This is a genomic window from Pseudomonas sp. JZ134, from assembly GCF_051027695.1.
GTDB classification, from domain to species: Bacteria; Pseudomonadota; Gammaproteobacteria; order Pseudomonadales; family Pseudomonadaceae; genus Chryseomonas; species Chryseomonas luteola.
Window position 1 is genome coordinate 3,606,461 of sequence record NZ_CP069250.1, and the last position, 13,399, is coordinate 3,619,859.

At 56.9% G+C, this 13,399-nt stretch carries 14 protein-coding genes; 7 read left to right on the forward strand and 7 right to left on the reverse strand.

Annotated elements, in window-relative coordinates:
• The first annotated feature begins 22 nt into the window (after positions 1 to 22).
• Positions 23 to 805, forward strand: a complete 783-nt coding sequence (locus JQR86_RS16705; protein WP_407363337.1) for a zinc-dependent peptidase — start codon at positions 23 to 25, stop codon at positions 803 to 805.
• Here JQR86_RS16705 and JQR86_RS16710 read toward each other — a convergent pair.
• Positions 745 to 1,854 (reverse strand): mechanosensitive ion channel family protein, encoded by a 1,110-nt coding sequence (locus JQR86_RS16710; RefSeq protein WP_150348120.1) that lies wholly within the window; start codon positions 1,852 to 1,854, stop codon positions 745 to 747. The two genes, JQR86_RS16705 and JQR86_RS16710, sit on opposite strands and share 61 nt — an antisense overlap.
• A gap of 190 nt (positions 1,855 to 2,044) precedes the next feature.
• Between JQR86_RS16710 and ppa the strand changes: the two genes are divergently transcribed.
• Entirely contained in the window at positions 2,045 to 2,572 is a 528-nt protein-coding gene (gene ppa / locus JQR86_RS16715; protein ID WP_010796890.1) for an inorganic diphosphatase, read from the forward strand.
• Between the two features lie 255 nt (positions 2,573 to 2,827).
• Here ppa and rlmE read toward each other — a convergent pair whose 3' ends face one another.
• Positions 2,828 to 3,448 (reverse strand): 23S rRNA (uridine(2552)-2'-O)-methyltransferase RlmE, encoded by a 621-nt coding sequence (gene rlmE, locus JQR86_RS16720; RefSeq protein ID WP_019366818.1) that lies wholly within the window; start codon positions 3,446 to 3,448, stop codon positions 2,828 to 2,830.
• 240 nt (positions 3,449 to 3,688) lie between these two features.
• Between rlmE and JQR86_RS16725 the strand changes: the two genes are divergently transcribed.
• The 5 genes from JQR86_RS16725 to dxs all read left to right on the forward strand — a co-directional run bounded on the left by JQR86_RS16725 (position 3,689) and on the right by dxs (position 9,657).
• Entirely contained in the window at positions 3,689 to 5,338 is a 1,650-nt protein-coding gene (locus JQR86_RS16725; RefSeq protein WP_019366819.1) for an NAD(P)/FAD-dependent oxidoreductase, read from the forward strand.
• Entirely contained in the window at positions 5,338 to 6,069 is a 732-nt protein-coding gene (locus JQR86_RS16730) for a TrmH family RNA methyltransferase (RefSeq protein WP_404625234.1), read from the forward strand. Before JQR86_RS16725 ends, JQR86_RS16730 begins: the two co-directional genes overlap by 1 nt.
• Positions 6,070 to 6,499: 430 nt before the next feature.
• On the forward strand, positions 6,500 to 6,742 hold the full coding sequence (locus JQR86_RS16735; protein ID WP_010796886.1) for an exodeoxyribonuclease VII small subunit: 243 nt from the start codon (positions 6,500 to 6,502) through the stop codon (positions 6,740 to 6,742).
• On the forward strand, positions 6,739 to 7,617 hold the full coding sequence (ispA, locus tag JQR86_RS16740; RefSeq protein ID WP_019366822.1) for a (2E,6E)-farnesyl diphosphate synthase: 879 nt from the start codon (positions 6,739 to 6,741) through the stop codon (positions 7,615 to 7,617). Before JQR86_RS16735 ends, ispA begins: the two co-directional genes overlap by 4 nt.
• Positions 7,618 to 7,719: 102 nt before the next feature.
• Positions 7,720 to 9,657: a 1-deoxy-D-xylulose-5-phosphate synthase gene (gene dxs, locus JQR86_RS16745; RefSeq protein ID WP_434153926.1), complete on the forward strand. Its 1,938-nt coding sequence runs from the start codon at positions 7,720 to 7,722 to the stop codon at positions 9,655 to 9,657.
• Between the two features lie 24 nt (positions 9,658 to 9,681).
• On the opposite strand, the gene JQR86_RS16750 is transcribed toward dxs, so the two are convergent.
• The 5 genes from JQR86_RS16750 to thiL form a co-directional block, all read right to left on the reverse strand.
• Complete coding sequence (locus JQR86_RS16750; RefSeq protein ID WP_434153928.1) at positions 9,682 to 10,497, reverse strand: cobalamin-binding protein; 816 nt, start codon at positions 10,495 to 10,497, stop codon at positions 9,682 to 9,684.
• A complete protein-coding gene (gene ribA / locus JQR86_RS16755) occupies positions 10,497 to 11,114 on the reverse strand; it encodes a GTP cyclohydrolase II (protein WP_019366825.1) in 618 nt (205 codons plus the stop codon). The genes JQR86_RS16750 and ribA overlap by 1 nt, the downstream gene beginning before the upstream one ends.
• A 100-nt stretch (positions 11,115 to 11,214) precedes the next feature.
• The gene (locus JQR86_RS16760; RefSeq protein ID WP_434153930.1) at positions 11,215 to 11,853 is read right to left on the reverse strand and encodes a retropepsin-like aspartic protease family protein; all 639 of its coding nucleotides are present in this window, start codon (positions 11,851 to 11,853) and stop codon (positions 11,215 to 11,217) included.
• A 24-nt stretch (positions 11,854 to 11,877) separates the two neighbouring features.
• On the reverse strand, positions 11,878 to 12,390 hold the full coding sequence (locus tag JQR86_RS16765) for a phosphatidylglycerophosphatase A family protein (RefSeq protein WP_125887347.1): 513 nt from the start codon (positions 12,388 to 12,390) through the stop codon (positions 11,878 to 11,880).
• Positions 12,391 to 12,430: 40 nt separating this feature from the next.
• Positions 12,431 to 13,396, reverse strand: a complete 966-nt coding sequence (thiL, locus tag JQR86_RS16770; RefSeq protein ID WP_434153931.1) for a thiamine-phosphate kinase — start codon at positions 13,394 to 13,396, stop codon at positions 12,431 to 12,433.
• Positions 13,397 to 13,399: the final 3 nt, after the last annotated feature.

The window sequence follows — 13,399 nt, forward strand, 5'->3', positions numbered from 1 at the left end:
ACGTGTCCTTGAACGGACCGTTATCCCGCCGGCGCTCTGGGATGAAGTTCATTCCCGCCTGCCTTTCCTCGACGGACTCCCGCCTGAATCTGATCAACGGCTTCACCAGCGCAGCATCCTTTTTCTGGCGCATAAACGCCTGACGCTACTGGGTGACATTGCGCTTGCTGACGTTGACCGCCTGGCCCTGGCTGCCCAGGCCCAACTGCCCTTGCTATACCTGCCTGAGGAAGACTGGTATGGCAACTTCCACGAGCTGATCCTCTACCCCTCGGACTTTGTCAGCCCACAACGCTACCGTGACGATAGCGGAATCGAACATGAGGAAAGCGAAAGCCATAGCGGTGAGGCTTGGCTACAAGGTCCAGTGATTTTGGCGTGGTCGGGTGTTCAGGAGAGCGGCGACTGGACGGGTTACAACTTGGTCATTCATGAATTGGCGCATAAGCTCGACATGCTCAACGGCGATGCCAATGGCCTGCCCCCACTGCACCGGGACATGTCGCTTCCTCGCTGGGCTGAGGTCATGCAGGCTGCTTACGATGACCTCAACCGACAGATTGATACCCATAAGGAAACACTGATCGATCCCTATGCCAGCGAGCATCCTGCTGAGTTCTTTGCCGTCTGCTGTGAATACTTCTTTACCGCACCCGATGTACTCGATCAGGCATATCCGGATGTTTATATGCAGCTACGTCAGTTTTTCCGTCAGGATCCACTGACGCGGCTACAGGCATTGGCTCAGCGGATTTCAATTCCCGCAGCCGAGTCACCTCCACGAGGAGCGTCCGGCGAACCCTGATAGGCCAAGGGAACCTCCTCCAGAAACTCCAGCGACCGAACAGGCATACCGAACTTGATGCCACGCTGATCCAGCTCCTTGAGCAGTGCCAGATTGATGTTCTGTTGAATATCCATGTACTGGTTGTAGTCCGCGCTCAACACGTAATACACCACCTCGAATTTCAAGGCACTACTTTCCAGTGCCAGCAGATGCGCACGATCGAAACGGGTGTTCTCCAGTGACGTGACAATCTGCTTTACGAGTGGAGCAATTTCACCCACTTGATCGGCAGGTGTGCGGTAACTGATATCGAACTGGAACAGCACCCGCCGTTCGGACATCCGCTTATAATTATGGATCGTCTGCTGCAGCAGCTTCGTGTTGGAGCAGACCACCTGCTCACCGCTAAGGCTGCGAATCCGCGTGGTCTTGAGGCCGATGTATTCAATGGAGCCGGCAATATCGCCAAATACAACGAAATCACCCTGTTCGAAAGGCTTGTCGATACCAATGGACAGCGAGGCAAACAGGTCACTCAGCACATTCTGAACGGCCAGCGCGACGGCAATACCACCAATACCCAGGCTGGCGACGAACGCCGTGATATCCACACCCAGGTTGGAGAGTACTGCAAGCAGAACCACCGTCCACAAGGCTACCCGGACCATCAACGAAATCATGGTCATGGTGAGCTGACTGCGCTGATGGCCATTCCTGTTCTGCAGCGCCGAACGTGCCCACAGCAGAATTGCGCCATCGACCCACAGCCCGAACTGTAGAGCCAGGACCAGGAACCAGATATGGCTGACGCGTGCCTCCCAGCTTGGGCTCAGATCAATGACATACAGTCCGATCTGAATAGCCATGAGCAGAATCAGCAAGCGACTGGTTCGACCAATGATCTCGCCTACGTAGTGCGCCCAACCGCTGTTTGCCCGGGAGGACCAATTCACAACGCGACTGGTAACGGCTGTAACGAGCCGGCGAATGACGCCATAGCTGATGATAGTAATGACAAGTGCAAGCGCCAGGTTGATGGCTGTCGCCTCATTGATCCATTGGAACATGCCGATGTTGTCTCCGATTCAGAGGAAAGCTGCCCCGCCCTCTAACAGGCAGGCCTCTTTTTTCGGGTCCTTTACCGTTACAAAGTTCCTGCTTTGAACCTTATCCCACCCCAAGGCTCGAATCGCGAGTCAAATATGCCTATACTCCAAACCACATCAATTTGGCCTACCAACAAAGGTGAGTCGCTCTATGAGCTATAGCAAGATTCCGGCCGGCAAAGACGTGCCGAACGACATCTACGTCGCGATTGAAATCCCGGCTAACCATGCACCCATCAAATACGAAATCGACAAGGACAGCGATACTCTGTTTGTCGACCGGTTCATGGCGACCCCGATGTTCTATCCGGCCAACTATGGCTATATCCCCAACACGCTGGCTGATGATGGCGATCCCCTCGACGTGCTCGTCGTAACGCCTTACCCGGTTACACCAGGCGCCGTCATTCGCGCACGTCCGGTTGGCGTACTGCACATGACCGACGAAGCCGGTGGCGATGCAAAATTAGTTGCCGTTCCGCATGACAAACTGTCTGTGCTGTACCATGATGTAAAGGAATATACCGACTTGCCGGCTCTGCTGTTGGAGCAGATCAAGCACTTCTTCGAGAACTACAAGGATCTTGAAAAAGGCAAGTGGGTAAAAGTTGAACGCTGGGGCAATGCTGAAGAAGCCCGTGCGGAGATCTTAAAGGCAGTCGCGGCTTACCAAAAATAAGTCGCTACTACCTCACGAAGCCGGCCACAAGCCGGCTTTTTAATGCCTATCGTTTTACCCGGTTTCGGTCAAACCTGAACAAAGCCAGACCTTTAGTTCTGCATCGACTCGTTGAGCGCTATCCAAGGCGGTCATCTAGCGAATAGTGCGGGAGGGCATAACGCTCAGCGAAAGGTGCCCTTTTGTTTTTTTGTCATCGCTGGACTGTGCGCAATCCAGCGATGCGTCAAGCTCTGAAGAGCACACCGCGGGGCCTTATCCTTTAAACCCCTTTGCCACCAGATAGACCTCCCTTGAGCGCGGCCGCGATGCCTCTGGCTTGCGTATCATCACCTTCTCGAATGAGGTGCGAACGTCTTTCAGAAACTCGTCGGAGCCTTCTCCCTGGAATACCTTGGCTACAAGGTTACCGTTGGGCTTAAGCACCTGACGCGCCATATCAAGGACGAGTTCGACCAGATACATCGAGGACGCCTGGTCGGCAGCAGCGATGCCACTGATATTGGGAGCGATGTCAGAGATGATCAGATCAGGTTGATTACCATCGAGCTTGTCGAGAATCTGTTGGAACACCGCGTCGTCGGTGAAATCGCCCTGGATGAAGTCGACGTTTTCCAGCGGGTCCATCGGCAGAATATCACTAGCCAGAACCCGTCCCTTCTCGCCTACGAGACCGCCAGCCACCTGTGACCAACCGCCCGGTGCGGAGCCAAGGTCCATGACCAGCATGCCGGGACGTATCAGCTTGTCCTTCTCGTTCAGCTCGATCAGCTTGTAACTGGCACGAGAACGCAAGCCATCCTTCTGAGCCCGCTTAACATAAGGATCGTTGACGTGTTCATCCAGCCAACGGCGGCTGCTTTTGGATCGTTTCATGAGGGAGCCAAGCACGGAAAAATTCAATGGGAGAAGCAGACCAACGCCTGGGAAAAACAGAAAGCGGTTGGACGCACAATGGCAACGATTATAAACCGATAATATAAGACTGGTGGGCAGGGATCGTGTAGCACCCGTTAGGCAGGACTGTCAGGGAGGGATAGAGAGAGGTATAATTCGCCTCTTACCCCATCCTTTCTAAAGCTTCCTTTGCCGGAGTCACCGGCCAGGATTACCGCCATGATTCGCATCAACGAACTGTCCCTGCCTCTTGATCATTCTTCAGATGAGTTGCGCAAGGCCATTGTCAAACGCCTGGGCATCAGCGACGCCGACTTGCTGAACTTCACTGTATTCAAGCGCAGCTACGATGCTCGCAAGAAAAACAGCGTCATTCTGTTTATCTATATCATCGATCTAGAGGCACGCAACGAGGCGGCAATCCTGGCGCGCTTTGCCGATGACAATCATGTACGTCCAGCACCGGATACCCACTACTACCCAGTAGCTCAGGCGCCCGCCCACTTGCGGGAGCGCCCGATAATCGTAGGCTTTGGTCCTTGTGGATTGTTCGCGGCGCTGCTGCTCGCACAGATGGGATTCAAGCCCATCGTGCTGGAGCGCGGCAAGGATGTACGTAAACGCACCAAGGATACCTGGGCGCTGTGGCGTAAAAAGATCCTGACGCCGGAATCCAACGTGCAGTTTGGTGAGGGAGGAGCCGGCCTGTTCTCGGACGGTAAACTCTATAGCCAGATCAAGGACCCCAAGTTCTACGCCCGCAAAGTGATGCACGAGTTCGTCCGCGCTGGCGCGCCGGAAGAGATCATGTATGTGAGCAAGCCGCATATCGGTACCTTCCGTCTCACTGGCGTGGTCGCAGCGATGCGTGAGGAGATCATCGCCTTGGGTGGCGAGGTGCGCTTCGAGAGTAAAGTGACCGATCTGCTGATCGACAACGGCCAGCTTGAAGGTGTGGTGTTAGCCAATGGCGAGACAATCCGCAGCCGCCATGTGGTGCTCGCGCTGGGTCACAGCTCTCGCGATACCTTCCGCATGCTACACCGCCAGGGCGTATATATCGAAGCCAAACCTTTTGCGGTGGGTTTCCGCATCGAGCATCCGCAAGGCATGATCGATCAGGCTCGCCTGGGCAAATACGCCGGCCATCCGGAGCTGGGCGCCGCCGATTACAAATTAGTGCATCACGCCAAAAACGGTCGTGCCGTCTACAGTTTCTGCATGTGTCCCGGCGGGACCGTAGTGGCCGCCACCTCCGAGCCGGGGCGCGTCGTGACCAACGGCATGAGCCAGTACTCGCGCAACGAGCGCAATGCAAACTCAGGCATTGTTGTGGGTATCAACCCGGAGCAGGATTTCCCAGGCGACCCGCTGGCTGGCCTGGATCTGCAAGAACGCCTTGAGTCGCGGGCCTACGAGCTGGGGGGCAGCGATTACTGCGCACCAGCACAATTGGTGGGCGACTTCATCCGTGGAGTGCCGTCGACCGAACTTGGCGAGGTAGAGCCCTCCTACAAACCCGGCGTACGCCTGGGTGATCTTGCGCCCTCGCTGCCAGACTATGCCATCGAGGCCATCCGCGAAGCACTGCCGGCATTCGGCAAGCAGATTCGTGGCTTTGATCGTGATGATGCCATTCTCACAGGTATCGAAACCCGCACGTCCTCTCCTGTCCGCATTACTCGCGACAACGAGACCTTGCAAAGCCTCAACCTGCGCGGCCTGTATCCGGCTGGTGAAGGTGCCGGTTATGCGGGGGGCATTTTGTCGGCGGGCGTAGATGGAATTAAAGTTGCCGAGGCTTTGGCCAAATCGCTTCTATCGGACTTTGAGATGGCGAACATACAGCCCAGCCGAGCGGCGTCTTGATGAAATTCGATGACGTCAAAAAACTTCACCAGAAGAAATACCGGGCCGAGTTCGGTTATTTTCTGGTGGAGGGCGAACACCTGCTGCTGGAGTTACAAAAGGCGGCGCTACAGAATCCGCTGCTACAGAGCAGTCAGCTCTATGTAACCGAGGCCTATGAACACTGGGCAAGCTCGTTTGAAACCCATGTGATCAGTGACCGCCAAATGGCGCAGATATCCGATACCAAAACACCGCAAGGCGTTATTGCGCTGGTACCGATGCCGGCCACTAACGCACCGGGTTGCGCGCTTGCTGATAACGAGCGCGCCATTTACCTGCATGAAATTCAGGATCCGGGCAATCTCGGCACCATCCTGCGCACGCTGGTATGGTTCGGTAACTTTCGCTGCTTGCTTAGCCCTGGCAGTGTTGATCCGTACAACCCTAAAGTTGTTCGCTCCAGCATGGGCGCCATTTTTCATGCATCCATTGAGTTGGACGTGAAAATAGATTCGCTGCGCACACGGTTTGACCGCATTGCCTGTCTGGACATGAGTGGTGATCACGTTCAATCGGCAGCGTTTAAGACATTCGATTGCTATCTGTTCGGCAATGAAGCGCGCGGCGTACCCCATGAGCAATTGACCATACTTAATGCGCAGCCTTTTACCATTCCCGGATGCGGCGCTATCGAATCGCTGAACCTGGCATCAACAGTCAACATGTGTGCGTATGAGCTGAGTCGATAGCCGATATCAGGAACGTCACCTCGCTTAGCAAAAAGCAGATCCCGTACTCGACGCTCACGTAACGCTGTAGCGAGGAGATAGTTTCAACTGCGCCATGAAATACTCAGACAGCGGTTTTTGCTCCACAAAAGCGCATCTGTTTTCTATTTTTTCAGGCAGAAAGCCCCTGAAATCAAATTGTCATGGCCTGGCGCGATAGTTGCTATGTGTGTTGGCCAGCGAGCAAACAGTTTCGCTTGGTAACACCTTATAGAGTGCACTTCCTCCCCGGACCGATGCCTTGGCGTCTGTCTAGCCGTATACGGCCTTGTCCTGGCGCTTACCCCATCGGCTCCTGGACAGGGCCGTTCTTATTTCCGCTGCAAGTATTTACTCGGCTTCCACGCCTCTGCTAGTGTCCCGCGATTGTGTATCACCCCCGAGATTGCCAATGGCCCGCAAGAAAGCTCCCGATTTCGAACACTCCCTGGCAGAACTGCAAACCCTGGTCGAGCGCCTGGAAAGCGGTGAGCTTTCCCTCGAAGAATCACTGGGCGCCTTCGAACAGGGTATTCGCTTGACCCGTGAATGCCAGAGTGCACTGAGTCAGGCTGAGCAGAAAGTCCAGATTCTGCTCGAGCGCGACGGAGTCATGACCGAAGCCCCCTTCGACGTACAGGGCGACGACACATGATCAAGGATTATCAGGCTCGCAGTCAGGCACGTGTCGACGCCATGCTGGACACCCTGTTCGTCTCGCCACGTCCGGAGCTCGATCGCCTGTATGAGGCAATGCGTTATAGCGTCATGGGTGGCGGCAAGCGTGTGCGCCCCCTGTTGGTGTATGCCGCCTGCGAAGCCCTTGGGGGAGAGCCCTCTCAGGCCGACAATGCTGCGTGCGCCGTCGAGCTGATCCACGCGTACTCACTTGTGCATGACGACTTGCCGGCTATGGATGACGACGACCTGCGCCGTGGCCGTCCGACTACGCACAAGGCTTACGACGAAGCGTGTGCCATTCTGGCAGGCGATGCACTGCAAACATTTGCAGTTGAAATACTGACCAACGCACCGCAAACGGCCGAGACACGTTTGGAAATGCTTAATGTCCTGGCTCAGGCTTCTGGCCCTGCCGGCATGGTAGGCGGTCAGGCCATTGACCTTGAGTCCGTTGGTAGACAGATAGACCAGACGGCGCTGGAAATCATGCATCGTCACAAGACTGGCGCACTGATCGAAGCCAGTGTCCGCCTGGGTGCATTGGCCAGCGGCAAGGCCACGCTCGAGCAGCTGGATGCACTAAGCCGCTATGCCCGCGCAGTAGGACTGGCCTTTCAGGTACAGGACGATGTGCTGGATGTAGAAAGCGACACCGCCACCTTGGGCAAGCGCCAGGGCGCAGATGTTGCGCGGGACAAGCCCACCTACCCGGCCCTGCTGGGCCTGGATGAGGCCAAGCATTATGCGCAGCTATTGTGTGAACAAGCCCAGCAGGCCTTGCAGCACTTTGGCGAGTCTGCCGAACCCTTGCGGGCATTAGCACTCTACATCGTCCAACGCCGCCACTAGTCACACACAGAACAGCTCGAAGCTCTATATGACGGTTCACTGTTGGGTGACTGGAGGGCTTCGGGTAAACTTCGATCTTTCATACCTTATAACGATGACCTGATGCCCAAGACGCTGCACGAGATTCCACGCGAGCGGCCCGCCACGCCATTGCTCGACCGCATCGACACCCCGGCTGCGCTGCGCCACCTGAGCGAGCACGAGTTGGAAACGCTCGCCGATGAGTTGCGCCACTATCTGCTCTATACCGTCGGGCAGACCGGCGGGCATTTTGGCGCCGGCCTCGGGGTCATCGAACTGACCGTTGCGCTGCATTATGTGTTCGATACACCCGACGACCGCCTTGTCTGGGATGTCGGCCATCAGGCTTACCCGCACAAAATCCTGACCGGACGCCGTGACCAGATGGGTACACTGCGCCAGAAAGGCGGGGTCGCTGCCTTTCCGCGTCGCTCTGAAAGTGAGTACGACACCTTTGGGGTTGGCCACTCCAGCACCTCGATCAGCGCGGCGCTGGGCATGGCCATTGCTGCCCGCATGCAAGGCAGCAAGCGCAAGTCCGTTGCGGTGATCGGTGATGGCGCCCTGACCGCAGGCATGGCATTCGAAGCGCTCAATCACGCCTCCGACGTAGAAGCCGACATGCTCGTCGTTCTCAATGACAACGACATGTCGATCTCCCATAACGTGGGAGGTCTGTCGAATTACCTTGCCAAGCTCCTGTCCAGTCGCACGTATCAGAACATGCGCGAGGGTGGGAAAAAGGTACTGGCCAAGCTGCCTGGTGCGTGGGAAATCGCCCGCCGTACCGAAGAAGCTGCCAAAGGAATGCTGGTTCCGGGCACCCTGTTTGAAGAGCTGGGCTGGAACTACATTGGCCCCGTCGATGGGCATGACCTGCCGACGCTGATCACTACCCTGCGCAACCTGCGTGACGCCAAAGGTCCGCAGTTCCTGCATATCGTGACCAAGAAAGGCAAGGGTTTCAGCGCTGCCGAAGCAGCACCTATCGAATATCACGCCATCACCAAGCTTGAGCCCTTGGATGCGGCACCCAAGAAGCCTGGTAGTCCCAAATATTCGAACATCTTCGGCGACTGGCTATGTGAAATGGCGGCAGCTGACCCAAAACTGGTAGGTATAACACCTGCCATGAAGGAAGGCTCCGACCTCATCCGCTTCAGCGAGCAGTATCCAGACCGCTATTTCGATGTTGCGATCGCCGAACAGCACGCCGTGACACTGGCAGCTGGTCTGGCCTGTGATGGTGCCAAGCCAGTAGTGGCGATCTATTCCACCTTCCTGCAGCGCGCCTACGACCAGCTGATCCATGACGTAGCCGTACAGAACCTCGATGTGCTGTTTGCCATCGATCGCGCCGGTCTGGTGGGTGAAGACGGCCCTACACATGCCGGCAGTTTCGATCTGTCGTTCCTGCGCTGTATTCCCGGTATGGTGATCATGGCGCCCAGCGATGAGAACGAAATGCGCCGTATGCTGACAACGGGTTACCGGTTCAAGGGACCCGCGGCTGTCCGCTATCCACGAGGCAGCGGCCCTAACGCAGCCATTGAGCCAGGGCTTGAGCCACTGGAAATCGGCAAGGGCGTTCTTCGCCGTCAAGGCCACAGGGTTGCTTTCCTGGTATTTGGCGTACAGCTGAAAGAAGCGTTGCAGGTAGCAGAGGGCCTTGATGCAAGCGTGGCCGACATGCGCTTCGTCAAGCCATTGGACGAAGCCCTGATCCGGGCACTCGCAGACAGCCACGACCTGCTGGTTACGATCGAGGAAAACAGCATCATGGGCGGTGCAGGCAGCGCCGTGAATGAGTTCCTTGCCCGAGAAAACCTGCTCAAGCCGATCTTGAATCTGGGTCTGCCTGATTACTATGTCGAGCATGCCAAGCCGAGTGAAATGCTGGCTGAATGCGGACTGGATGCACTTGGCATCGAAAAGGCCGTTACGCAACGCCTGGCACAGCTTGAAGCCAATACAGCCTCCGAGCCCGCGCCGCTTGTACTCGCTTCACGCAATCCCTGACGGGACACGTTGGGACAGGCCCGCTTAGCGGGCCTTGTCTATCAGCTCACACAGCCTGACCACTGCGTCCAGCATGCCATAGCTGGGCCGTTCAAGCCGCTTGTCACCTACAGCCCAGAGTTGGTGGTGTGCCACCGCCTTTAATGTTGGCCACTGTCGCCATGGTTCGAGCTGAGCCTGATCCATGGCCAGTATCACCTCGGGGTTTCTTGTGAGCACAGCTTCTATACCCACCTGCGGCGCCGGTTGTGAGAGATCAGCGAATATATTCCTGCCCCCACATACCTGTATGGCATCGCTGATAATTTGCGTGCTTCCTACGGTATACAGTGGTTTATCCCAGACTTGATAGAACACATGTACAGTCGGCAACTGTCTGTAGCGGTTACGCACACTGACGAGACGCTCACGAAACTGGGTCGCCAAGTGCTGCCCTTTATCAGGAACACCTACCGCCTGAGCGATTCGAGCGAGCCCGTCTGCCAGCTCATCCAACCGATGAACATCCAGGGTTTCAATGGTATAGCCCAACTGCCTGAGCTGCTCGCGCTGGGTAAGCGGAACTGCACCAGGCCAGAGCAGAATAAGGTCAGGGTGCAATGAGACAATCTTTTCGATGTTGACCTGACCATAACGCCCAACGGAAGGCAGCCCGGACAAGGAAGCAGGACGCTTGCCTGCATCCAGTACGCCTACCAAGCGGCTCTCTACACCCAGCTCCAGCATGATATCGGTCATCGAAGGCGCCAGACTGATGACGCGCTCGGCGGCCTGGGAGAGAACGCAGCAGAACAGCAGGCAGACGCCGGTCAGAACCGAACAGCGCCTGCCTGCCTTCATCAGGAAGGAAGGACTTCGCCTTGATGGATATTGCCGAGCATGTGGCCCAGCTTACCAGCCTTGGTGGCCAGGTAACGCTTGTTATGAGGGTTGAGGCCCGTCTGCAGCGGTACACGCTGTGCTACGGTAATTCCCAGATCCTCTAGGGCTTTGACCTTGCGAGGGTTATTGGTCATCAGCTTCAATGCATTGACGCCCAGATGCTTGAGCATTGGCTTGCACAGGCTGTAGTTACGCTGGTCTGCACCAAATCCCAAACGTTCATTGGCCTCAACCGTATCAGCTCCTGCGTCCTGCAGCTCATACGCGCGGATCTTGTTCAAGAGGCCAATACCACGCCCCTCTTGGCGCAAGTACAGGATAACGCCACGGCCTTCTTCAGCAATGGCCCGCATTGCCGCCTCCAGCTGAAAGCCGCAGTCGCAGCGTAGGCTGAACAGGGCATCACCCGTCAGACACTCGGAATGTAGACGCCCCAGCACCGGCTCACCGTTGGCAATATCGCCAAGGGTCAGCGCCACGTGCTCCTTACCATCGGACTCATCGAGAAAGCCATGCATGGTAAAAATGCCAAAGGGCGTAGGTAATTGGGATGCGGCGACGAAAACGACAGACACCGTCAGGCTCCTATCGGAAAGAGGGTTATAGTATACCATCCATGAACAGAGACGGCTCAGTCATAAAGGCTATGAGGCTATTGCGCTTGAAGCTATCACGTCAGTTCTTGGCCTCGACATACAGGACGCCCTGATCCTCGCGCCAGCCAACCCGGTTGAGAAAACTCATGCCCAGTAGCGTTTCTGTCGGATGACCGCCTGCCAACACCATGGCCTCGACACCCAGCACCTCAATGGTGCCAACCTTGACGCGATCCAGGCGTACAAGCCAGGCCCTCCGGGTTCCGCCTGCCGTGTTGACCTGTACCGGCCGCCCCTTCTGGTAATCCAACCCAAGACGGTTCGCCTGCTCTTCGTTCATGGCAACAGTCGAGGCGCCAGTGTCGATCAGAAACTCGATAGGCTGGCCATTTATAGAGCCCGCCGTCCAATAGTGGCCGTCATTTCGGCGAGCAATGCTAAGTTGGCGCTTATGCGGCGCAGCAAAGCCGTCACTGTATTCACGTGAAAGCATGAACGTTTGGTTGGTTTCTCCAATCCGCAGCACCGCTTCCCGGCTCGTCGCGCTGACCAGCTCGACCTCGCCCTGTCGCTGACCGACCTTGAGCATTTTGCGCTGACCATCGATATTGATTACGGCTGCGCCGTTGAACAGACCTACCACTTGAACCTGAGGCGCGGCAGTTACCAGCGCAGGCAGCAGACTCAATACACCGATACCGATCCATTTGCGCACCACACCGCCTCCTTGTAGCGCCTGCGATCAGGACAGCGTCCCGATATGCGCCCAGCTCCAGCCCAGTCCCTGCATAACTGCCCAGGCAAACACACCGGCCAGCACATCATCAATCATGATACCAACGCCGCCTTGAACATGACGATCAAGCCAGCTGATCGGCCAGGGCTTCAGAATATCCATGAACCGAAACACGGCAAACCCCACCAGCCACCAGGCCCAGCCGGCCGGAGCCATCCAGAAAGTGATCCAGATGCCTACCATTTCGTCCCAGACGATACCTTCGTGATCGTGCACACCCATGTCATCCGCAACACGGCCACACAGCCAGAAACCGAATATCATCAGCGCAACCAGCAGCAGCCAATAGCCCCAGTCCGGCAACAGATGCCAAAGCGGGACAAAGGGCAACGCCACCAGGGAGCCCCAGGTACCAGGTGCCTTAGGCAACGTACCTGAGCCAAAGCCAAAGGCTAGAAAATGCCAGGGATTACGCCACACCGCCGGTGTAGCCGGCCCTGAGCTAACAGGTCTGCTCACGAAATGGCTCCCAGGACAGATAAATCACCAGCACGATACGTCATGGCTTCATCGCAAAATGTTGATAACCGCCCCGCAAGGGTGTGACATCCCGGCCAATGGCGTCCTGTACCTGAACCCCCTGCCCAGAGGCAACGCGCCCAATGACACCTACCTGGGGGAAGTCTGCCTGCAATGACTTGAGATACTGTGCAGGCAATGTAAAGGCAAGCAGGTAATCATCACCGGCGGACATTGCCAGTGAGCGAATCTGCTCAGGCTCGAACAGTGCCGCCAATGCAGGGCTGACCGGCAACCTTTCATTCTCAATGATCAGCTTGACATTCGAAGCGGCCGCGATATGACCGCAGTCGGCCAGGAGCCCATCGGATATATCCAGCGCTGCGGTAGCCCGACCTCTTAGCGCAAGCCCCAACTCGAACTGAGGCGCCGGCGACCAGTAGCGCGCCACGAGCGTATCAACGTAGGCGCCCCGCTCCTGGCGTTGTCCCAAGACAAAGGGCAAGGCTCCGCCAGCCTCTCCAGGCGCACCGCCGACACAGAGTAAATCGCCCGGCTGGGCACCCGACCGCGTCAACGCCTGCACGTAGGGTACGGAGCCAAAGACAGTCAGGGTCAGAGAGAGCGGCCCGCGGGTTGTATCACCGCCGATCAAGGCCAGACCACAGGCCGCAGCCATGTGATCGAGTCCTTGAGCAAACCGCTCCAGCCAGCCTGGGTCGGCATCCGGCAGCGTCAACGCCAGGGTGAAACCAAGGGGCGCGGCCCCCATGGCGGCCAGATCGCTGGCGCTGACAGCCAGGGCACGTTGCCCCAGCAGAAAGCCATCGCAGACTTCTGGAAAATGCACCCCGGCTGTCAGCGTATCGGTAGAAATCGCTAGTTGCTCGCCTGGGCGAGGCATCAGCAAGGCACAATCGTCGCCCAGACCGAGCGCGATATCCTTACGTGGCTGTGCGCAGCGCGCGGCAGCAAAATAACGGCGGATCAACTCGAACTCGGTCATGGC

Coding starts and splice junctions, on each gene's coding strand:
- rlmE (WP_019366818.1), bottom strand. CDS start 3,448: ATGAAACGATCCAAAAGCAGCCGCCGTTGGCTGGATGAACACGTCAAC.
- ppa (WP_010796890.1), top strand. CDS start 2,045: ATGAGCTATAGCAAGATTCCGGCCGGCAAAGACGTGCCGAACGACATC.
- JQR86_RS16735 (WP_010796886.1), top strand. CDS start 6,500: ATGGCCCGCAAGAAAGCTCCCGATTTCGAACACTCCCTGGCAGAACTG.
- JQR86_RS16750 (WP_434153928.1), bottom strand. CDS start 10,497: ATGAAGGCAGGCAGGCGCTGTTCGGTTCTGACCGGCGTCTGCCTGCTG.
- JQR86_RS16730 (WP_404625234.1), top strand. CDS start 5,338: ATGAAATTCGATGACGTCAAAAAACTTCACCAGAAGAAATACCGGGCC.
- dxs (WP_434153926.1), top strand. CDS start 7,720: ATGCCCAAGACGCTGCACGAGATTCCACGCGAGCGGCCCGCCACGCCA.
- thiL (WP_434153931.1), bottom strand. CDS start 13,396: ATGACCGAGTTCGAGTTGATCCGCCGTTATTTTGCTGCCGCGCGCTGC.
- ispA (WP_019366822.1), top strand. CDS start 6,739: ATGATCAAGGATTATCAGGCTCGCAGTCAGGCACGTGTCGACGCCATG.
- JQR86_RS16725 (WP_019366819.1), top strand. CDS start 3,689: ATGATTCGCATCAACGAACTGTCCCTGCCTCTTGATCATTCTTCAGAT.
- JQR86_RS16710 (WP_150348120.1), bottom strand. CDS start 1,854: ATGTTCCAATGGATCAATGAGGCGACAGCCATCAACCTGGCGCTTGCA.